This is a genomic window from Leptolyngbya sp. FACHB-541 (genome assembly GCF_014695875.1).
In the GTDB taxonomy this organism is placed as follows: Bacteria; Cyanobacteriota; Cyanobacteriia; order Elainellales; family Elainellaceae; genus JAAUTN01.
The window spans coordinates 24,626-44,618 of sequence record NZ_JACJPC010000146.1; the positions used below are offsets into that span (position 1 = coordinate 24,626).

At 48.0% G+C, this 19,993-nt stretch carries 19 protein-coding genes; 13 read left to right on the plus strand and 6 right to left on the minus strand.

Annotated elements, in window-relative coordinates; genetic code table 11:
• Window positions 1–156: 156 nt before the first annotated feature.
• The 7 genes from H6G00_RS32115 (at window position 157) to H6G00_RS32140 (ending at window position 8,205) form a co-directional block, all read left to right on the plus strand.
• Window positions 157–1,803, plus strand: a complete 1,647-nt coding sequence (locus tag H6G00_RS32115) for an alkaline phosphatase family protein (RefSeq protein ID WP_190799847.1) — start codon at window positions 157–159, stop codon at window positions 1,801–1,803.
• Window positions 1,804–2,047: 244 nt separating this feature from the next.
• Entirely contained in the window at window positions 2,048–3,211 is a 1,164-nt protein-coding gene (gene hpxO, locus H6G00_RS32120) for an FAD-dependent urate hydroxylase HpxO (RefSeq protein ID WP_190799848.1), read from the plus strand.
• A gap of 12 nt (window positions 3,212–3,223) precedes the next feature.
• Window positions 3,224–3,580 carry a hydroxyisourate hydrolase gene (gene uraH / locus H6G00_RS32125; protein WP_190642589.1) on the plus strand — a complete coding sequence of 119 codons (357 nt, stop codon included), beginning with the start codon at window positions 3,224–3,226 and terminating at the stop codon, window positions 3,578–3,580.
• A gap of 9 nt (window positions 3,581–3,589) precedes the next feature.
• Window positions 3,590–4,090: a 2-oxo-4-hydroxy-4-carboxy-5-ureidoimidazoline decarboxylase gene (uraD, locus tag H6G00_RS32130; RefSeq protein ID WP_190799849.1), complete on the plus strand. Its 501-nt coding sequence runs from the start codon at window positions 3,590–3,592 to the stop codon at window positions 4,088–4,090.
• 201 nt (window positions 4,091–4,291) lie between these two features.
• The gene (locus tag H6G00_RS36400) at window positions 4,292–4,417 is read left to right on the plus strand and encodes a hypothetical protein (RefSeq protein WP_277882017.1); all 126 of its coding nucleotides are present in this window, start codon (window positions 4,292–4,294) and stop codon (window positions 4,415–4,417) included.
• A 242-nt stretch (window positions 4,418–4,659) separates the two neighbouring features.
• A complete protein-coding gene (locus H6G00_RS32135; protein ID WP_190799850.1) occupies window positions 4,660–7,146 on the plus strand; it encodes a phosphoketolase family protein in 2,487 nt (828 codons plus the stop codon).
• Between the two features lie 453 nt (window positions 7,147–7,599).
• Entirely contained in the window at window positions 7,600–8,205 is a 606-nt protein-coding gene (locus H6G00_RS32140) for an AAA family ATPase (RefSeq protein ID WP_190799851.1), read from the plus strand.
• Between the two features lie 114 nt (window positions 8,206–8,319).
• Here H6G00_RS32140 and H6G00_RS32145 read toward each other — a convergent pair whose 3' ends face one another.
• The 3 genes from H6G00_RS32145 to H6G00_RS32155 all read right to left on the minus strand — a co-directional run bounded on the left by H6G00_RS32145 (window position 8,320) and on the right by H6G00_RS32155 (window position 9,536).
• Window positions 8,320–8,565 carry a hypothetical protein gene (locus H6G00_RS32145; protein ID WP_190799852.1) on the minus strand — a complete coding sequence of 82 codons (246 nt, stop codon included), beginning with the start codon at window positions 8,563–8,565 and terminating at the stop codon, window positions 8,320–8,322.
• 303 nt (window positions 8,566–8,868) lie between these two features.
• Window positions 8,869–9,219 carry a hypothetical protein gene (locus H6G00_RS32150; RefSeq protein ID WP_190642597.1) on the minus strand — a complete coding sequence of 117 codons (351 nt, stop codon included), beginning with the start codon at window positions 9,217–9,219 and terminating at the stop codon, window positions 8,869–8,871.
• Between the two features lie 122 nt (window positions 9,220–9,341).
• The gene (locus H6G00_RS32155; RefSeq protein ID WP_190799853.1) at window positions 9,342–9,536 is read right to left on the minus strand and encodes a hypothetical protein; all 195 of its coding nucleotides are present in this window, start codon (window positions 9,534–9,536) and stop codon (window positions 9,342–9,344) included.
• A gap of 269 nt (window positions 9,537–9,805) precedes the next feature.
• On the opposite strand from H6G00_RS32155, the gene H6G00_RS32160 reads away from it, so the two are divergent.
• The 6 genes from H6G00_RS32160 (at window position 9,806) to H6G00_RS32185 (ending at window position 18,107) form a co-directional block, all read left to right on the plus strand.
• Window positions 9,806–10,036 (plus strand): DUF2281 domain-containing protein, encoded by a 231-nt coding sequence (locus H6G00_RS32160; protein ID WP_190642599.1) that lies wholly within the window; start codon window positions 9,806–9,808, stop codon window positions 10,034–10,036.
• Window positions 10,033–10,419, plus strand: a complete 387-nt coding sequence (locus H6G00_RS32165; RefSeq protein WP_190799854.1) for a type II toxin-antitoxin system VapC family toxin — start codon at window positions 10,033–10,035, stop codon at window positions 10,417–10,419. The genes H6G00_RS32160 and H6G00_RS32165 overlap by 4 nt, the downstream gene beginning before the upstream one ends.
• A gap of 233 nt (window positions 10,420–10,652) precedes the next feature.
• On the plus strand, window positions 10,653–12,044 hold the full coding sequence (locus tag H6G00_RS32170) for a peptidylprolyl isomerase (protein ID WP_190799855.1): 1,392 nt from the start codon (window positions 10,653–10,655) through the stop codon (window positions 12,042–12,044).
• A 182-nt stretch (window positions 12,045–12,226) separates the two neighbouring features.
• Entirely contained in the window at window positions 12,227–13,774 is a 1,548-nt protein-coding gene (locus H6G00_RS35890) for an FAD-dependent oxidoreductase (RefSeq protein WP_190799856.1), read from the plus strand.
• A gap of 281 nt (window positions 13,775–14,055) precedes the next feature.
• Window positions 14,056–16,599 carry a glycogen/starch/alpha-glucan phosphorylase gene (locus H6G00_RS32180; RefSeq protein ID WP_190799857.1) on the plus strand — a complete coding sequence of 848 codons (2,544 nt, stop codon included), beginning with the start codon at window positions 14,056–14,058 and terminating at the stop codon, window positions 16,597–16,599.
• 125 nt (window positions 16,600–16,724) lie between these two features.
• Entirely contained in the window at window positions 16,725–18,107 is a 1,383-nt protein-coding gene (locus tag H6G00_RS32185) for a DUF3370 domain-containing protein (RefSeq protein WP_190799858.1), read from the plus strand.
• Here the strand turns inward: H6G00_RS32185 and H6G00_RS32190 are convergent.
• The 3 genes from H6G00_RS32190 to H6G00_RS32200 form a co-directional block, all read right to left on the minus strand.
• Window positions 18,099–18,365, minus strand: coding sequence for a hypothetical protein (locus H6G00_RS32190; protein WP_190642605.1), 267 nt, complete (start codon window positions 18,363–18,365; stop codon window positions 18,099–18,101). The genes H6G00_RS32185 and H6G00_RS32190 overlap by 9 nt on opposite strands.
• A gap of 208 nt (window positions 18,366–18,573) precedes the next feature.
• A complete protein-coding gene (locus tag H6G00_RS32195; RefSeq protein WP_190642606.1) occupies window positions 18,574–18,927 on the minus strand; it encodes a DUF4870 domain-containing protein in 354 nt (117 codons plus the stop codon).
• A gap of 129 nt (window positions 18,928–19,056) precedes the next feature.
• Window positions 19,057–19,932, minus strand: a complete 876-nt coding sequence (locus H6G00_RS32200; RefSeq protein WP_190642607.1) for an MBL fold metallo-hydrolase — start codon at window positions 19,930–19,932, stop codon at window positions 19,057–19,059.
• Between the last annotated feature and the right edge of the window lie 61 nt (window positions 19,933–19,993).

The window sequence follows — 19,993 nt, forward strand, 5'->3', positions numbered from 1 at the left end:
CGCCAACGCAGTACTACTAAGAAGAGATAAAGATGCCGTTTAACCAATAGCATTAATACGGACAGCTTCACTAGGATCAGCAAAAGTCCCGCATATTTGTTTGTCTCTAACCGTAGGCACTTAATTCCAAAGGCTAACTTAACCCCAATCGCAGAAATGACAAAGAATCCTATTGTTGCCATTGGCTTGGACACCGCCAACCCCCAGTTATTGGAAGACTTGATGTCCAAGGGATATCTTAAAAACCTGAAAGCGTTGCGGGAGCAGGGAGCTTACGGGCATCTGACCTACGCAAACTCTTCTGAAGAAATGCAGTGGACAACCTTTGTCACAGGTTGCACACCAGAGCAAACCGGACATTGGAGCCGACTAACGTTTAGTCCAGATAGCTACGCCGTAGGAGAATCCAGCGTTTATGGCTTCTCTAAACATCAGCCTTTTTATGCGTTAGGCGATGACTATCGCGTTGCCATCTTGAAAACCCCCCAAGCACCCATTGCAGAAGGAGTCAGCGGGGTACAGGTTTCCAGACGGCGCTCTCTACCCACTGACCTGGTCGGTGAGCTAACCGAGAAACATGGCAAGATTCGTGAATACAAGGAATATGGCTGCTGGTGGGATCGCGGCAATCTAACCTTTCTACATAAGGCAACCCAAGAGGGCATCGCCCGCCACACCGCTATGTGCAAGGATTTGCTGCATCGGGAGCCTTGGGATTTATTTGTGACGGTGATTGATGAACCGCATTACGCTAGTCACGATTTCTGGTATCTCAGTCAGCCCGACCATCCGCTCCATCCCTATCGGTCAAAAGACATTTTCTCTAGCGATCCGCTAATGGATGTCTATGAAGCTGCCGATCGCTCCCTCGGTGAAATCCTGGCTGAAGTTCCTGAAAATGCTCACGTTCTTGTCTTCTCGATCGACGGTATGGGCTGGAATACGACCGACCTTCCTAGCATGGTCTTCCTGCCTGAATTGCTGTATCGATTCAACTTCCCTGGACAGTATGGACTAGCGAAAGGCAAGGTGGGAACTCCTGCCCCCGCTCCGGTTGCCAACCCCAAGCGGCAGAGTTGGGCTGGTGAAGTTTGGCAACTGAGACACGACCCCAACCCGATTCGAGGAGCAATTCGACGTTTGCTGCCCGGTAAGTATCAAGACAAGCTAGACCAATATCTGGGTTCACCTCAAAGACCTGCGCTCACGTCCCCCTACCAGTTGTTAAAACAGTATCCTTCCCTGTTTTGGCAGCCTACGCTGTGGTACAAAGCACTTTGGCCCCAGATGAAAGCCTTTGCCTTACCTAGCTTTGGAGATGGTCAAATTCGGATCAATCTGCAAGGTCGTGAGAAACAAGGGATCGTGCCTGTGTCTGAATATGACAGCCTTTGTGAACAGCTGATGCAGCATCTTTACAGTCTTAAGGATGCTCGGACGGGGCAGCCAATGGTGACCCGTGTGATTCGGACGCGCCAGAATGCTCTAGATGCTGATCCAGGAATTCCCGATGCTGACCTGTTGGTTGAGTGGCAGGACTATCCCAGCGATGTCGTAGACAGCCCCGACTTTGGGCGGATTGGTCCAATTCCTTACTGCAACACGGGCGGACACAAACCTGTTGGCTTTCTCATGGCAAAGGGTCCAGGCATTCAGCCAAACTCTGACCTACCAACAACCAGTCGCGTAGTTGACTTGGCTCCCACTGTACTGAATTTGCTCGGTGCGCCGACTCCTGATTATTGCGAAGGCAAACCGTTGTTTAATCGCGAAGTTTCTAACGTCTCAAATTCAAGCAGCTAAGCATTTGTTACGGCGAAACGAGTTAGCTGAGCAGATTATTAAGAGGCGCATCTCTCTGGGGTGCGCCTCTGTTGCTGTGCAAGCCTAATCTTCTCTTATAGTCCTAATTTGCATAGCTATAGCTGTATCAGCAATTACATCAATTGGTTGGGCTGGGATGTTAGTTAAAGCTTTGCGCTGTAGTTTGTCCTGACAGTTTTAGAAGCGATCGCACCATCAGCAAATAAGTACAGGAGGAAGCAGCATGGACAACCTGAAGGTTGTGATTATTGGCGCTGGCATGGGCGGTCTAACTACAGGCATCGCTATGCGTCAGGCGGGCTATGAGGTCAAAATTTACGATCGCGTCAGCCAATTGCGTCCCGCTGGAGCCGGAATTTCACTCTGGTCAAACGGCGTAAAAGTGCTAAATCGTCTGGGTTTAAGTCAGGAAATTGCGGCAATTGGTGGACAGATGAATCGCGTGACCTATTGTAGTCAGACAGGCGAAAAACTCACTGATTTTAGCCTGCAACCTTTGATCGATTGCGTCGGGCAGCGTCCTTATCCGGTTGCCCGTACTGATTTACAGAATATGTTGCTGAATGCTTTTGGTGCAGAAAACGTCCAGCTTAATTCAAAGTGTGTCGCAATTGAACAAGATGCTGATAGCGTCACTGCCATTTTTGAAGATGGACGTAAAGCTACTGGAGATGTGCTGGTTGCAGCCGATGGAACGCATTCGATCACGCGCAGCTATGTGTTGGGTCATGCGGTTGAGCGGCGATATGTTGGCTATGTCAATTGGAATGGATTGGTACCTGCCAGCGATGATCTTGCTCCCAAAGATAGCTGGGTGATTTATGTGGGTGAATATAAGCGAGCTTCGATGATGCCCGTGGGGGGCGATCGCTTCTATTTTTTCTTTGATGTGCCTCTCCCCACAGGCACCGTCATTAGCCCTGAAACCTATCGAGATGAATTAGCGAGTTTCTTCAAAGGTTGGGCAGACCCAGTACAAAACCTGATTCAGCGGCTCGATCCGTTGAAGACCAATCGGGTTGAAATTCACGACGTTGATCCGTTGAAGACGTTGGTGCGCGATCGCGTTGTCTTACTCGGAGATGCTGCTCACAGCACGGCTCCTGATTTAGGACAGGGCGGCTGTCAGGCAATTGAAGATGCGCTGGTTTTGGCGACCTACTTACAGACCACTAACATCAGCGTGGCAGATGCTTTGAAGCGATATGAGACGGCTCGGTGCGATCGCGTTGCCGACATCATTACTCGCGCCCGCAAGCGATCGAACATGACGCACGGCAAAGACCCCGAAAAAACTCAACAGTGGTATGAAGAATTAAGGCACGAAGATGGAACTGAGATTCTAAACGCCATCTCAAAAACTATCCTGGCAGGTCCATTGCATTAATCCTCTTGATTTATGGGAAAACTCACGACGCATGTTTTGGATACGGCTCATGGTTGTCCTGCGGCTGGGATGACGATCGAACTGTGGTTTGTAGGAACGACAGGACAAAAGATTTTGCTCAAAACGGTTACGACTAATGCCGATGGGCGGACAGATTCACCTCTATTGACTGATCGGGAGTTCACCACTGGTCTATACGAACTGGTGTTTACTGTCGGCGCATATTTTGGGCAAAAGATAGATTCGTTGCCCAACCCACCCTTTCTCGATCGCATTCCGCTCCAGTTTGGCATTGCTGACTCGACGGTACACTATCATGTGCCGCTGCTGGTGTCGCCCTGGTCATACAGTACCTACCGGGGAAGCTAAACGAGATTTATGTCTTACTCGATTGCTCAGCTCAATCAAATGAGTCAAGAGGAGTTTGTTGATGTTTTGGGAGCCGTGTTTGAAGACACTCCGGCGATCGCCCAAGCTGCTTGGCATCAGCGCCCCTTTGCCAATGTGGCAGAACTGCATCAGCAAATGGTTGTCGTTGTTAATGCGCTGAGTTTGACAGAACAATTAGCCCTAATTCGTGCCCATCCTGACCTGGGCAGCAAGGCGAAAATGGCAGAAGCTTCTGTGCAAGAGCAAGCAGGTATTGGGTTAGATCAACTCACTGCTTCTGAATATGATCGGTTTCAAACTTTGAATGCTGCCTATAAGGAGAGGTTTGGATTCCCTTTTATCATCGCGGTCAAAAACCATACAAAGGACAGCATCTTGGAAGCTTTTGAGCGCCGTCTCAATCACACTACTGAGACAGAAATAGCTCAATCTCTTGCCGAAATAGCTCAAATCGCTGAATTTCGTCTATTCGATATAGTTGCTCATTAGATTCCTTGCCTAAATTGGTTTTTGAGGGCGTGAGCCGTTGCGCGAGCTGGCTCGCGCAACGGCTCACGCTAGAAATTTATTCCTAAGCAGTGCCCATCTATCGAAGCTACTCATGAGAAACGGTTCAAGCCGATTTTTGTAGCCTATGTCATCTATACCTATGATGTAGACGTTAAGAATATCCAAACTACAGAGGGCTCAATGCAAAACAATATCGACAATCGGCAAGCGTGGACAACTGAACAGATGGTTTACCTGAGTCAAAATTTGGCGATCGCCTTCAGCCTTGGAATGGCTGACTCTAGCCTCGTTAACAACGATGGCTGAACAACTGAAGAGTTTATCCAATTAAGCAACAGCATGGCTCAAGCATATCTCCCTGAATAGGTAATTCAAGGAATAAGAGGTAAGAGCTACCACTAGGGCAACAAAACTTCTTCTAAAACTAAAGAAATAGGGTTAACTCTGAATGCCTTACTTAGGGAGGATTTAGATTTTCAAGCAAGAGCTTTGAATGCCTCAAGAAGCGTTTGCTTGTCGGAACAATTTACCCCTATTTCTTAATAGTCATGGTAGTAGCAACTCCTCTACAGACAAAGCCTCTGGCAACGGAAGAACTGCGGAAGATAAATGCCTACTGGCGGGCAGCCAATTACCTCTCTGTCGGGCAAATTTATCTTCTCGATAACCCTCTGTTGCGAGAGCCGCTGAAGTTAGAACACGTCAAGCCACGACTGCTGGGACACTGGGGAACTACTCCAGGACTCAATTTCATCTACGCTCATCTCAATCGAGTCATCAAGGCTCAGGACTTAAATGTAATCTACATTGCAGGTCCTGGACACGGCGGCCCAGGGCTAGTTGCTAATACTTACCTGGAAGGTACCTACACCGATTACTATCCCAGCATTTCTCAAGATGCTGAGGGAATGAAAAAACTGTTTAAACAGTTCTCATTTCCTGGGGGTATTCCGAGCCATGTGGCACCTGAGACGCCTGGATCAATTCATGAAGGGGGAGAGTTAGGCTATGCAGTTTCTCATGCTTATGGTGCGGCGTTTGATAACCCTGACCTGATTGTCGCTTGTGTAGTTGGAGATGGTGAGGCGGAAACTGGACCGCTTGCTACCAGTTGGCACTCTAACAAGTTTCTCAACCCAGTTCACGATGGTGCAGTGCTGCCGATTTTGCACTTGAATGGCTACAAAATTGCAAACCCAACGGTGTTAGCGCGGTTAAGCCATGAGGAACTGGAAGATCTGTTCAAGGGCTATGGCTACAAGCCTTACTTCGTGGAAGGATCAGACCCAGAAACAATGCATCAGTTGATGGCAGCAACGATGGATGTGGCGATCGCCGAAATCAAAGAGATCCAATCTGATGCTCGCACCAACGGCTTTAGCAAGCGCCCCCAGTGGCCGATGATCATCCTCAAGTCTCCTAAGGGCTGGACGGGTCCAAAAGAAGTTGATGGCAAGAAAACGGAAGATTATTGGCGATCGCACCAGGTTCCCTTCTCCGAAATGGCCAGCAAGCCCGACCACGTCAGGCTGCTCGAAGAGTGGATGAAAAGCTACCAGCCAGAGGAACTGTTTGATGAGAAAGGCACCTTGATTCCTGAATTGGCAGAGCTAGCTCCTCAGGGACAACATCGCATGGGCGACAACCCCCACGCCAATGGGGGTGTTCTGCTGCGGGGTTTGGTTCTACCCGACTTTCGAAACTATGCGGTAGATGTACCAGAACCGGGTACCGTTGTCGCTGAGGCAACCCGTGTCATGGGAACTTTTCTGCGAGACATCATGCAGCGCAACCAAAAGCAGCGTAACTTTCGCCTATTTGGTCCTGACGAAACCGCGTCTAATCGTCTCAGCGCTGTCTTTGAAGCCACCGATCGCACCTGGGTAGCTGAAACCCTGCCGGAAGATGACCATCTCTCGGCAGATGGTCGGGTGATGGAGATTTTGAGTGAACATACCTGCCAGGGTTGGCTAGAGGGCTACCTGCTTACAGGTCGGCACGGGTTGTTTTCGTGTTATGAGGCGTTCATTCACATCGTTGACTCGATGTTTAACCAACACTCGAAGTGGCTAAAAACAACTAATCACATCCCCTGGAGAAGGGCGATCGCCTCTCTCAATTACCTGCTCACTTCTCACGTTTGGCGGCAAGACCACAACGGGTTTTCTCACCAAGACCCTGGCTTTATTGACCACGTACTCAACAAAAAAGCAGAAGTGATTCGGGTATATCTTCCCCCGGATGCCAATACGCTGCTGTCTGTGACGGATCACTGTTTGCGAAGCCGCCAATATGTGAATGTGATCGTCGCAGGCAAACAGCCCGCCTTGCAATATCTCGATATGGATGCAGCAGTCAAACACTGTACCAAAGGCATTGGCATCTGGAGTTGGGCCAGCAATGATCAGGGCGTGGAGCCAGATGTAGTGATGGCTTGTGCCGGAGATGTACCCACTTTAGAAACGCTGGCTGCGGTGGATATCCTTCGTAAATACTTCCCTGAGCTAAAGGTTCGGGTGGTGAATGTGGTGAATCTGATGAAACTTCAGCCCGAATCTGAACACCCACACGGCTTGAGTGACAAAGACTTTGACTCTATCTTTACCACCGACAAGCCCATCATTTTTGCCTATCACGGCTATCCCTGGCTGATTCACCGTCTCGCCTATCGCCGGACTAATCATCACAACCTGCATGTGAGGGGCTACAAAGAAGAAGGAACTACCACTACCCCGTTTGACATGGTGGTGTTGAATGATTTGGATCGGTTTAGCCTGGTTGATGATGTGATCGATCGCGTTCCTAAACTGCGGTACACCGCTGCTCATGTCAAGCAAATGCTGCATGACAAGCTAATCGAACATAAGCATTACATTGCTGAACACGGTGATGATATGCCAGAGATTCGTAACTGGAAATGGGCGTATTACAGCAACCCTGATTCTGCTGCGGTACAGGACTCTGGAACAAAACTACACGATAGTACTTCTCCTTCTCAAGCCGGAGAAGAAGGCGCTTCTAAATCCCGTGCTTAATCACCTGTGTTACTTAGATCTACAACTTCTGAGAGAAGTCGCAGATCTTAACTCCTGCGATCGCAAATTCTACTAAAACAGGGAGTTTCGGCTCCCTGCTTTGCTCAGGAACGAAAATCAAACGATGTACAAAACTCAACCTACACAAATTACTAACTCATACAGGCAAATTACTAACTCATACAGAATTCCTTTCGTGAAGAAGCACGATTTAGTGTAAGGGCGAAGCATTCGGCAAAAGAATTGTGCTTAAGTTGCAAGGATTGTGACCGAATGCTTCGCCCCTACCGATACCGCCACTCTACAGCTGGAAAGTGAAAGCGCATGAGGTAAGAAATAAGAAAATTAGCGAAACGCAAACTTTAGAAAATTGCATACTTATTCTTTTCCTCAAAATAAACGGTTATATTCTATCTTCCACTTGGGTTGAGTTCTAGGGCTGGTAAGGAACCTATGCAAGACAGTTTTCATTGCGGTCAACGGATTTCGGTTGTGGGAACTACCGGATCAGGAAAAACAACTCTGGCACAAAGAATTGCTCAGCAGCTTCAAATTTCTCATGTTGAGTTAGACGCACTTCATTGGGAGCCAGGTTGGACAGAGGCTTCAGATCAAGTGTTTCGTGACCGGATAACAGAGGCGCTTGCAGGCGATCGCTGGGTTGTAGACGGCAATTACAGTAAAGCTCGTGACCTAGTTTGGAGTCGAGCGGATACCGTTGTATTTCTGGATTACCCATTCTGGCTAGTGATGAACCGATTGCTGCAACGAACCGTGCAGCGATCGTTTAGACAAGAAGAACTTTGGAATGGCAATCGGGAGAACGTTTGGCTATCGTTCTTTAGTCAAAACTCTATCCTGCTATGGCTATTGCAAACCTATCAGCGCAATCGTAAAAAGTACCCTGCACTGTTTCAGCAGCCAGAATATGCTCATTTATCTGTGATACATCTACAATCCCCAAAAACAACAGAAGATTGGTTATTAAATCTCAGTGAATTGGCAACACAGCCAGCAGTTTCACCTGCGCTAGAGCAGTTACCAGTTAAACAACCGTAGAATCTGTTTAAGCTATTCATTAACCCAGCATCACGAGGTAGGGGCGAAGCGGTCGGTCACAGATCTGGAACTATTTAAGGATTTCCCTGCCGACCGCTTCGCCCTACAGCGGACTTAGTTATCTCGTTTGCGATAGCGCGTCAGAATGCTCATCACTTCACTCAGATGAGGTGCAGGCAACAAAAGACTCCATGCGCCTACTTCAGCAAAGCCACGAGCGTGAAGCGTATGAATTGCTTCCATCACTCCATCACGAGAACCGATCACTAAAATTTGCAGCCGTTCGCGTTCTGGATGAGCAGAGGAAAGATTGCTCTCTGCGACAACTGAGCAGAGAGACTCTAACAAGTTCTCAGGCATTAGGGTTTGACTCCTGTTTAGGGTTTGCAAGGAAACCCCAAAAACCTAGCCACCTTCAGACTATTTGACGCGACAAGTCGAGGTGGCTAAGGGAGTGGTAAAATTCACCGTTAGCCGCCAGACTGCTGTACTCAGTTTGTCGGTTAGCTGCTCAAGGTTGCTGTAACAGCCTTGAGTAGCGCTAGATTTTTGGGTTTGTGTCGGTTGTGATGTGTAATAAAAACAACCTTGACGAGAGAGCATATCCGGGAATGGATACTCTCGTCAAGGTGTTTAGGTGAATTATGTTTGCTATCGTGTCGTCTATTGCTTTGCTTTTCGGGTCGGACGCTTGCGCTCACTGCGGCGCACTCCTCCTGCCATCTCATATTCGGGGCTGTCTTTGCCAAACTTAGCGGCGACCGCTAACAACATATCTTCAGACAGTTCACTCAAAGATTTCTCAAACTCTGTAACCGCAGTCGCAGCTGCATCAGCCGCCGAGAGTGTGGTGTTATAAAACTCTAGCCTTCTACGACCCAATTCGATCGCCTGCTCATACGTCTCAACCGTCCGCCCGTTGCCCAAATCCAGAGAGGAGCTAATAGACTTGATTGCCGCCAAACGACGTTCTGCTTTTCCCAAAACTTTAGAGCTACGCTTTTGACGCGCCATGATGGATTACCTGTGTGGGTAGAGTACAAATTCAAGGTACTTACACCAGCGCAACTGTAGCCTCAGCAATAACCGATCGCATTCCAACCGTTTTACCCAAGTTTGATCAGAAACAGCGTAGTTTAACGGCGATCGTTACTAAAAAACTTTACAAATAGCTTGGCGATCGTGACCAAACAAGCTTCTGTTACGACGAAAAGAGATTCCGACATGATAAAACAGGGTTTTGCTGTGCCGGAAAGAGATTCTGTCGTGATGAAACAAAGTTCTGTCGCAATGAAATAAAGTTCTGTCGTGCTGGAAAAAGATTTTGTCATGCCGGAAAGAGGTCTTGTTGTGCCGAAACAAGGTTTTGTCACCTCAATGCAGTCCCACGGAGGTTGGGTGAAGCAAAACTTACTTTTTCACTCTTGCCACCTATCAACGTCAGCGCCTATTTCACAGTCATGAAATGGTTGACCTGTTCCGTGCTGTTTTTCGTAGCGTTAAAGCAGACTCTTCCTTTACAATTCAAGCTGGAATTGCTGTGATGTTTTTGGTAGAAGTAAACAAAGAATATAAATCATGGCAATAAAAAGGAGCACTTATGACAATTGATGCAGAGATTTTGCAAACCATTACTCAAATGCCAGAACCACTCAAGCAAGAGCTTCTGCACTATGCCAAATATTTAATTAATAACTATTCAACAGATATCCCCGAGGAAAACTTACCATCCCAAAAACGTCGATCTGGCATCTTAAAGGGCACTTTTGTGTTGCCTTTGCCTGACGACTTCGATGAGCCTCTTGAAGATTTTAAGGAATATATGGAATGAGTACCTTTCTTTTAGATACTCATGCCTTTATTTGGCTGACTGAAAATGATTCAAGCCTTCCAGGCAATCTGAGAACAACGATCGACACTGCAGATTTAGTCTATCTAAGCATTGCCAGTTTTTGGGAAATTGCCATCAAGTTGAAACTTGGCAAGTTATCGCTTCGACAGAGCTATGAAACGATTGGAATCGCGATCGATAGTTCAGATATCCTCATCCTGCCGATCTCTTTTGCTGATACGGTGCAAGTGCGGAACCTCCCCCTGCATCATGGCGATCCGTTTGACCGAATGTTAATTTCACAAGCAATCAACCACTCTCTCACCATTATTAGTACTGATAAAAAGTTTGATGCGTATCCGGTAAAACGGATGTGGGTATGAACACAGACAAAAATCCTTTAAATGAACTCGACTGCACGGGTGAGAAGCTCCCTCAATCAATTCCGCACCGTTAGCGTTTGTCCAATGATTTCCATTGGACAAACGCTAAATGGGGATTAGTTAAATTTTTAGTGATGTTCTCAGCTTTGCCTCAACTGTAGGTTGCTATCTTGACTCATCAACTTTAAGATCACTCTGGATTTGAATCAGATGTCGTCTTGGTGAGATCGTTTATGTCAATTGTGGTGAACCCCATTTCTGATTTAGTGATTAGAAATGCTCAAAATACTGCTGTTAACCTACTAAACAATTTTGACGATCCATTTACAACAGGGCTAGTTGCTCGCTTTGAGCTATTCAACACCTCCTTGGGTGGTGGAGTCACCAATGTTGTACTTTTCGATCAGCCTGGGGCAGGCGCTCCGTTGACTGTGCGAAACTTTCAAAACTATGTCAGTCGTGGGGCCTATAGAAATTCAATTATCCATCGCTCTGTTCCTGGTTTTATCGTTCAAGGTGGGGGGTTTACCGTTGATGGATTGGATAAGGTATTAGAGCAAACCCCTAGAAGCGGTGCGGATGCGGTAGAGGTGATTCCAGCGGATGCTCCTGTACGCAATGAGTTTAGTGCGGGTCGCTCTAACCTACGTGGCACGATCGCGATGGCTAAAGTGGGCAACAATCCCAATAGTGCGACGAACCAATGGTTCTTCAACCTTGCTAACAACTCTCGCAACTTGGATAACCAAAATGGTGGATTTACTGTCTTTGGTCAGGTGCGTGGAAGGGGTGATTTGAATGTCATTGATGCGATCGCCAGATTGCCCATCTTCGGGGCTGCTAATTTCTTTGGTCAATCTGCCTTTACCGACTTGCCATTAAGCGTTGCAGATCCCAGAAATCCCGTATTGAGTGGTGATGAGAATCTAGTTCGCTATCGCAGCATCACAGTTTCCCGCGTCAATGAGTTGCGGTTCAGAGTTATTAACAATTCCAACCCTAACCTGGTGAATGCGACAGTTCGCAATAACCAGCTTCAACTCAATTACCGTCCCACTCGAACGGGAATAGCTGCCATCACAATTCGTGCAACTAATTTGCTGGGAGACACGATTCAAGACACGTTCTCTGTAGCGGTTGCAAGCAGAAGGGCTACTGCTGGGGCTGACTACCTAGTGGGCACAAACAGAAATGACGCGATTCGAGGATTGGCAGGCAACGACCAAATTTTAGGATTAAACGGAAACGATCGCCTGCTGGGTCAAGCTGGTGCAGACAGACTAGTTGGGGGTGCAGGCAACGATTTTCTTCAGGGTGGAGTTGGCAACGATGCGATCAACGGTGGCGCAGGCAACGATCGGATTGCAGGGAACGCTGGCAGAGATCGGATCACCACAGGAGGCGGTCGAGATACCCTTATCATCGGTCGTGGAGAAGGCTTAGATGTAATCACAGATTTCGCTAACAGACTCGACAAAATTCAACTGAGTGGGGGGTTGTCGTTTGGGCAGCTAACTATTCGTCAACAGCAAAGTGATACCCTCATTCAGGTGGGTCGTACTAATCTGTTGACACTAGAAAATGTAAATGCGAACCTGGTAACCCAGTCCGATTTTGTAGGGTGATGGGTTATTTGTAGAACAAAAAACAGAGGTTTACCCTTGGATAGTGCGGCTCAGCTTCTAGTCTTTGCTGCGATCGCCTATCCTAAGGGTTACTTTTGCTATCCTCTCCCTCTTTCGAAAGAACCCAGCTTTTGTAAAGCTATGTAAAGATTCCTTGTAATGAGAAACGAGGAATAAGAGTAATGCACCAGAATTCTGGAGAAAGTACTTCGGTTTGGATGAGAACCGCAAAGGTTCCTGAGCAATCCGTTCTAAAGGAATCTCTTCATGCAGACGTGTGTGTAGTCGGAGCAGGAATTGCGGGACTCACAACGGCTTATTTGTTAGCCAAGCAAAAGAAATCTGTCGTGGTATTGGAGGGTAGAACGATTGGGGGTGGTCAAACAGTTCGGACAACCGCTCACATTGCTACAGCACTCGACGATCGCTACTACGAAATTGAGAATACTCATGATAAAGAAGCGGCAAAATTAGTCGCTGACAGCTTTACAGCGGCGATCGCCTGTGTCGAATCCATTGTTACCGCTGAGAACATTGACTGCGATTTTGAGCGGTTGGATGGCTACTTGTTTGCTGCCACACTAGATGATGTTAAGGATTTAGATCAAGAGCTAGAAGCTGTTCATCGCTCCGGTTTAACTGGGGTTGAAAAGTTGGCGCGATCGCCTATCAGCAGCTTCGACACCGGCCCATGTTTGCGCTTTCCCCAACAGGCCCAGTTTGACCCCCAAAAGTATCTGGCAGGACTGGCAGATGCAATTACCCGTCATGGTGGACGCATTTACACCCACACTCACGTCAGCAAGGTAAAGGGCGGTTCTCCAACCCAGGTAAAGACGCGGGAAGGGTTCACCGTCACTGCTAATGCACTTGTGATTGCAACCAATTCTCCGATTAACGATCGCGTCTTTACTCACTTAAAGCAGGCACCTTATCAAACCTATGTGATTGCTGCAAAAGTGCCAGAGGGGGCGATCGCCAAAGGTTTATATTGGGATACGCTTGACCCCTATCACTACGTCCGTTTACAGACAATGCAAACCAGTGGAGAAACCTACGATTTGCTGATTGTTGGGGGTGAAGACCACAAAACCGGACAGGCAAACGATGCCGATGCCCGCTATGCGGCCCTGGAAACCTGGACAAAAGAAAGGTTCCCAATGGTGGAAAGCATTGAGTTTCGTTGGTCAGGTGAAGTCATGGAATCAGCAGATGGACTGGCATATATTGGGCAAAGTCCTGACCAAGCAGAGAACGTTTACATCGCAACAGGCGATTCAGGAATGGGTATGACTCACGGCACGATCGCTGGAATGCTCTTAACCGACCTGATTGCTGGACATAAGAACCTTTGGGAAGAGCTGTACAATCCAGGACGAGTGCCAGTGGGTGCTGCCTCTGACCTAATTACAGAAGGAATCAATGTCGCTGCACAGTACGCGGACTGGGTGACAGGCGGTGAGATTGATGACGCTGAGCAGTTGGCTCCTGGGACAGGGGCAGTCGTTCGACAGGGACTTACCAAAATAGCCGCTTACCGGGATGAATCTGGCGAACTACACGAATGTTCAGCCGTTTGTCCTCATTTAGGTTGCATTGTTGCCTGGAACTCTGCTGAAAAATCCTGGGATTGCCCCTGCCACGGCTCCCGCTTTAGTGCCACAGGTGAGGTCGTAAACGCACCCGCAATTAAAGGATTAAGTCCTGCAAAGACCAAAACCACAAAATAGGCGACATATGCTGATCTGATGTATGAATTCCTTAGGGACATGGCATTGCCATGTCCCTACAGCGATGTAGGTTAGGTGGAGCATTGCGAAACCCAACGGGGAGTCCTGCAAGTGTTAGGTTCCGCTGTGCTTCACGCAACTTACGAATTTTACGTACCTTAATTCTTTAGGGAGAATCAACCCGTCTTAACCATCAGCACAGATATTAGTAGGGACGGTTGTAAACCGCATTTGAACCTAGCGCTTTAATCGAGCTATAGACAGGACTCCTGTTAATCTACATGCAGACCCAAAACCCTACACAAACTCAAAATATTCCAGTTCAGGTGGACGACGATCGCACAGGTCTAGAGGTAGAAACCCTCAGACGTGCCTTAGCAGATAATTTGGTCTACATTCAGGGCAAATTTCCCAGCAATGCCACCAAGAATGATTTGTACATGGCGCTAGCCTATACTGTGCGCGATCGCCTCCTTCTGCGCTGGCTCAACACCACCACCACTTGCCGCAAACCGGGCGTTAAAGTTGTAGGCTACCTATCTGCCGAGTTCTTGATGGGTCCACACCTGGGAAATAACCTGATCAACCTGGATATTTATGATCAGGTGCGTCAAGCCGTTGAAGAATCAGGCTTAGATCTGCAAGATTTGCTCAACCAAGAAGAAGAGCCAGGTTTGGGAAATGGTGGCTTGGGGCGATTAGCAGCCTGCTACTTAGATTCTCTTGCCTCTTTGGAGGTGCCTGCAATCGGCTACGGCATTCGCTACGAATTTGGCATCTTTGATCAGCAAATTCGAGATGGCTGGCAGGTCGAAATCACCGACAAATGGCTGCACTATGGCAACCCTTGGGAGATTGCTCGCCCTGAAGAGACCGTCGAGGTTAAATTTGGCGGACACATCGAAACCTACCACGATGACATCGGTAGACTTCGCGTGCGCTGGGTTCCCAATCAGACGGTGAATGGAATTCCCTATGACACACCCATTACCGGATACAGAAACAACACCGTCAACACCTTAAGACTCTGGAAAGCAGAAGCACCAGAATCCTTTGACTTTCAGGCATTCAACAAAGGAGATTATTACGGTGCGGTCGATGAAAAAATGAGTTCTGAAAACATCACCAAAGTGCTTTATCCTAACGATGAGCAGATTCAGGGTAAGCAACTGCGGCTGATTCAACAGTTTTTCTTTGTCTCGTGCTCCCTGCAAGACATCATCCGAATTCACTTGCAAACTGGTAAAACGTTAGACACCCTACACGAAAAGTTTGCGCTCCAGTTGAATGACACTCACCCTGCGATCGCCGTTGCAGAACTGATGCGCTTGCTCGTAGACGAACACTTAGTGGAGTGGAACAAAGCCTGGAACATCACTCGAAACACACTCAGTTACACCAATCACACCCTTTTGCCAGAAGCTCTGGAGCGCTGGTCTTTGAGCTTGTTTGGTAGTCTTTTGCCCCGGCATCTGCAAATCATCTACGAAATCAACACTCGCTTCTTGGATGAAGTGAGAATGAAATATCCTGGCGACGTGGCGCGAGTTGCCCGCATGTCATTGATTGACGAAACAGGAGAGAGATATATTCGCATGGCTAATCTTGCCTCTGTGGGTAGCCACGCCATAAACGGAGTCGCCGCTCTCCACTCTGAGCTACTCAAAGAAACTGTTTTGCGCGACTTTTATGAGTTTTCGCCAGAGAAGTTTAGCAACAAAACGAATGGAGTTACACCACGCCGCTGGATGGTGTTGAGTAATCCCAGGCTGACTAAACTCATTTCCAGCAAAATTGGCGACAACTGGATTAAGCATCTAGAAGATTTGAGAGAATTAGAACCCTTTGCTGATGATGCGAGTTTCCGTCAGGAATGGCGACAAATCAAGCAGGACATCAAACAGGATTTAGCAACTTACATTCACCAGCGGACTAGAATAACCGTATATCCTGACTCATTGTTTGATGTCCAGGTGAAGCGGATTCATGAGTACAAGCGTCAACACCTGAATGTGCTGCACATTATTGCGCTTTACAGTCGGATTAAACACAACCCAGATATTGACATTACGCCGCGTACTTTCTTATTTGGCGGTAAAGCAGCGCCCGGTTATTTCATGGCAAAGCTGATCATTAAGCTGATCAACTCGGTTGCAGATGTGGTGAATCATGATCCAGACGTGCGCGATCGCCTCAAAGTAGTCTTCTTGCCTGACTACAACGTCACCTTCAGCCAGCGGGTTTACCCAGCAGCCGAGCTTTCTGAGCAAATATCTACCGCAGGGAAAGAAGCCTCTGGTACAGGCAACATGAAGTTTTCCATGAATGGCGCACTCACCATCGGTACACTCGATGGTGCCAACATTGAAATCCGAGAAGAAGTGGGTGCAGAAAACTTCTTTTTATTCGGCTTAACCACCGATGAAGTGAATGATTTGAAATCCAAAGGATATAATCCCTGGAACTATTACCACAGCAATCCTCAACTACGTGAAGTGATTGACCTGATTGCTACAGGGCACTTCTCCCACGGTGATGTTAGCCTGTTCAAACCGCTGTTAGACTCACTGCTACATCACGACCCTTACATGCTGTTTGCAGATTATCAATCTTATGTTGACTGTCAAGACAAAGTGAGTGAAGCCTACCGAGATCAGGATAACTGGACTCGCATGTCAATTCTTAATGCAGTGCGGACGGGCAAATTTTCCTCCGATCGCGCCATTCGTGAATACTGTGAGGACATTTGGCACGCCCAACCCGTCCCAGTCGAACTGCGGGAATATGCTCAGGCAACCGCAGGATTGGGAAGTAACGGGGGTTGAGGATTCGTGACCAGTTGGTGATACATTTTTAGGCACTAGTTATTGGTCGTTGACTACAAATTGGCTATAAACAGCTACCAATGACCAATAACTAGCATTACCGTCTATCTACGACTACTTCCTGCATGTTCGCTTTTCTACTCACCCTTGCTCAGGCTACCCCTACCCCTACTCCGCCACCGCCACCAGAACCTCAAGAATTTGTCCGTCCTCAAGAAGTGCGATCGCTTCCGGGTGGGCTTGACCAAATTCCGATGTTTAACAGCAACAGCCCAGAACTGGTGCAGACAGAAGGAATTCTGCTCTCAACTTTTCCCACAGAAGGAATGGAGCAGCCTGCCGCACACTTAAATTTTCCATTTGAAGGACGGTTTGATTTATTTGCTCACCACGTTTATCGGGCACCGTCTCCAGAAGAATTGACGAGTCTTTATTTAGGCGTGATTGTTCACAACCCTGGTAGTCAACCGGTTGCAGTAGATGTATTGCAGGCTGCAACCTATCTCAGCCAACCGGATGCCCCCTTCATTGACCTGCCTGCCCTAGTAGAAAATCCTCTAGGAGAAGTGTATGCCGGACCGGGTGGTCGCGTCATGAATGATATTTTGCGGGGGCATCGTCAGGAAGGCTTTTCGCCTCAAGTGATCGTTCCACCTGGAGGCTATGAGATGTTGCTGAACGTGCCAATACCCGTTGAAACGCTCGACCCGCCAATCAACGGACGTTCTACCCTGATGCGCTTGCGAAGTGATGGTCGGGTGTATGTAGCGAGTCTAGCCCTATTTGCCCGAGAAGATGAGACAGGGAATGAGCAGGCTCCTACCTTGGATGAGTGGCGATCGCTCCTGCAAACCGGAAGTCTTGCTGGAGCCCGCGATCGCACCCCCACACCCCTAGACCAAACGGGAGGACAGGTGGTTTATGGACGAGTGGCTGGAGTGGCTCAAGGTTCTGTTTGGGAAGCTCAGGTAGCAGATAGCCCTGATGCCCTTACGCTAAGTATTCCAGCACCGGGTGAAGCTTTTTCCTATGGACTCAGTACTTTGGTAGCTGGCAGGTTAGGCACAAATCAAGTGCAGACCGCCCCTATGCTGATACGTTACCCGGACACAGCTTATCAGGCGCACGGCAACTATGCTATTCAGTACAGCCTCTCGCTGCCTTTACACAATCCAACAGATCAAACTCAACAGGTAGCGATCGCTCTACAAACTCCGATCAAAGAAGACCTACTGAGTCAAAATGGACTGCGCTTTTTTGAGCCACTGCCCACCCAAACCTTCTTTCGAGGAACGGTGAGAGTGCGCTACACCGACGACCGGGGCTTACCTCGAACACGATACATTCATGTCGTACAGCGCCGAGGACAGCAAGGCGAGCCGTTAGTGACGTTGGAAATGCCAGAGGGTGATCGCCGTCTTGTTCAGGTTGATTTCCTCTACCCGCCTGACTCTACGCCACCCCAAGTGTTAACTGTTCAAACTTTGGAGCGAACTGACTCAAACTAATTCAGCAACCATCCAGGCATAGGTCAAAACACCAATTGCCACAGTGCCAATGATCGCTTGCTGATGTTCGCGCCAAACGCGGCTCCAACTAGACTGCATCAGGGCGATCGCAGCACGACGTTCGCGGCTTAGCTCTGCTATCAGTTCAGGCACTTTTGTATTAACTTCAGCCAGAGAAACCTCACCTCGCTGGTAAGCCGCCTCTAGCTCGTCTAGCTTGCGCCAATAATCTTTTGTTGCATCTAGTAGATTAAACATCTGAAACCTTAAAGCGCGACACTCGTTTGTTAACTTCTGTAACGATGCTAGCTTGATGGTTTACCAGATGCGCTCAGCAAAAAGGCAGAGTTTGAGGATTGCACTACAAAGACAAAATCTCCAACTTTTCTGAGAAGTTGGAGATCTGAAGAGCCAAGGTTACAGCTCGAATAGGATCACATTACTTAGGTTCCTAATTCCCAGTTCCTTACACTACGCGGAAAATAAACGGATAGCGATAAGGCTGTGAAGGTTCGCGGAAAGTGTGCATAATTGCCAAAACAGGCATTGTCCAGTGAACGATGAACAAAACCAGCAGCAGCGGATAGCCAATCAGCAACAGGCAAAGAAAACCAAAGATTGCGCCATACAGCCACACGTTGAGGTGAAAGTTGATTGCTTCCTTCGCGTTCTCTTTGACAACCGGATCTTCCGAGATAAACAGAATCGCGATCGGGATGCCCACAGAAGCAATCAAAGAACTCAGGAAAATTGAGCCATGACTGAGCGCTGACAGCAGCTTTTGTTTATCTATGCCAAAAGTGTTTGGTGAATCTTGCATTCGAGTTTTCCTAAAGGTGGTGGTTATCTGGCGATCGCTACACCTCAATATTAATATCCATTCTTCAGGCTGAAGAGTCGAAGTTACCGTACTTTTAAAGGGATGAAAAACGAGGGTTGCAAGACAACTTTATCTCTCATTTTTCATCCATTGAAGGCACTGCTGCATTTTTTGGTGCATGGTTTTGCGATCGCTATGATAGCGACGACCATGACCAGGTAATACCCATTCAAAGGAGTAATTCGCCAGTTTTTCCATCGATTGAACTAACTCTGTCCAGGAATACCAGCAGGCACGGCGAAAGGCGTAAAGGTGGTTTAGCTCATTTGACCAAGCAAGATGATCGCCCGTAAACAAAAATTTGTTGTCATACAGCAAAACCGTGTGCCCTTTGGTGTGACCAGGAACTGGAATAATCAGCAAATCATCGGTAAGTGGCGTGGGTTCTGTGCCCGATAGCTGAATCTCTACTGACTGCGTACCTCGGCTAATCTCGTCTTTGTGGAGAATGCGATCGCAGCCAAAATGATCGTGAAACTTCTGGTGATCCGCTACATCATCCCGGTGCGTCAGGTAAAGGTAACGAACTCCACCCAGTTGCTCCAGTCGTTTCACCAGAGGAGGGGCAAAGCGGGGCGAATCGACCAGCACATTTCCTTCTGGTCTTTGAATCAGGTAACTGGCAGCACCAAAGGAACTTTCGGCATGATAGCCGCAGTGATAAACCGGACCTTCAACCAAAATCGGGAAACTTGCTTGTGCTTGCTTGATGTCAGTCGGTTTTTCAACCGTGCCAATCGAGGCAGTTGGGCAAGCCAGCAATGCCTGCATTGCCCGTAATCGTTCATCGTCATTCACAGGCTGATGATGAACAGCAGACTGATCTCCAGCTTCATGAAATACCTCTGGAGCCATCCAGCGGCAAGTATCGCAGTCGATGCAGGAGCGATCGACATAAAAATCGCCACTCACGTTTTGAGGACGACGTTGACTCAGTTGCGCCATAGCTGCACCTCGTGGTGGAATAATTCCACGCTACACACTGCGATCGCTTTTGTGGCGTTTT

What these genes read in the sequence shown, in the direction of transcription:
- H6G00_RS32115 (WP_190799847.1), top strand. Translation starts at nt 157, where the DNA reads ATGACAAAGAATCCTATTGTTGCCATTGGCTTGGACACCGCCAACCCC.
- hpxO (WP_190799848.1), top strand. Translation starts at nt 2,048, where the DNA reads ATGGACAACCTGAAGGTTGTGATTATTGGCGCTGGCATGGGCGGTCTA.
- uraH (WP_190642589.1), top strand. Translation starts at nt 3,224, where the DNA reads ATGGGAAAACTCACGACGCATGTTTTGGATACGGCTCATGGTTGTCCT.
- uraD (WP_190799849.1), top strand. Translation starts at nt 3,590, where the DNA reads ATGTCTTACTCGATTGCTCAGCTCAATCAAATGAGTCAAGAGGAGTTT.
- H6G00_RS36400 (WP_277882017.1), top strand. Translation starts at nt 4,292, where the DNA reads ATGCAAAACAATATCGACAATCGGCAAGCGTGGACAACTGAACAGATG.
- H6G00_RS32135 (WP_190799850.1), top strand. Translation starts at nt 4,660, where the DNA reads ATGGTAGTAGCAACTCCTCTACAGACAAAGCCTCTGGCAACGGAAGAA.
- H6G00_RS32140 (WP_190799851.1), top strand. Translation starts at nt 7,600, where the DNA reads ATGCAAGACAGTTTTCATTGCGGTCAACGGATTTCGGTTGTGGGAACT.
- H6G00_RS32145 (WP_190799852.1), bottom strand. Translation starts at nt 8,565, where the DNA reads ATGCCTGAGAACTTGTTAGAGTCTCTCTGCTCAGTTGTCGCAGAGAGC.
- H6G00_RS32150 (WP_190642597.1), bottom strand. Translation starts at nt 9,219, where the DNA reads ATGGCGCGTCAAAAGCGTAGCTCTAAAGTTTTGGGAAAAGCAGAACGT.
- H6G00_RS32155 (WP_190799853.1), bottom strand. Translation starts at nt 9,536, where the DNA reads ATGACAAAATCTTTTTCCAGCACGACAGAACTTTATTTCATTGCGACA.
- H6G00_RS32160 (WP_190642599.1), top strand. Translation starts at nt 9,806, where the DNA reads ATGACAATTGATGCAGAGATTTTGCAAACCATTACTCAAATGCCAGAA.
- H6G00_RS32165 (WP_190799854.1), top strand. Translation starts at nt 10,033, where the DNA reads ATGAGTACCTTTCTTTTAGATACTCATGCCTTTATTTGGCTGACTGAA.
- H6G00_RS32170 (WP_190799855.1), top strand. Translation starts at nt 10,653, where the DNA reads ATGTCAATTGTGGTGAACCCCATTTCTGATTTAGTGATTAGAAATGCT.
- H6G00_RS35890 (WP_190799856.1), top strand. Translation starts at nt 12,227, where the DNA reads ATGCACCAGAATTCTGGAGAAAGTACTTCGGTTTGGATGAGAACCGCA.
- H6G00_RS32180 (WP_190799857.1), top strand. Translation starts at nt 14,056, where the DNA reads ATGCAGACCCAAAACCCTACACAAACTCAAAATATTCCAGTTCAGGTG.
- H6G00_RS32185 (WP_190799858.1), top strand. Translation starts at nt 16,725, where the DNA reads ATGTTCGCTTTTCTACTCACCCTTGCTCAGGCTACCCCTACCCCTACT.
- H6G00_RS32190 (WP_190642605.1), bottom strand. Translation starts at nt 18,365, where the DNA reads ATGTTTAATCTACTAGATGCAACAAAAGATTATTGGCGCAAGCTAGAC.
- H6G00_RS32195 (WP_190642606.1), bottom strand. Translation starts at nt 18,927, where the DNA reads ATGCAAGATTCACCAAACACTTTTGGCATAGATAAACAAAAGCTGCTG.
- H6G00_RS32200 (WP_190642607.1), bottom strand. Translation starts at nt 19,932, where the DNA reads ATGGCGCAACTGAGTCAACGTCGTCCTCAAAACGTGAGTGGCGATTTT.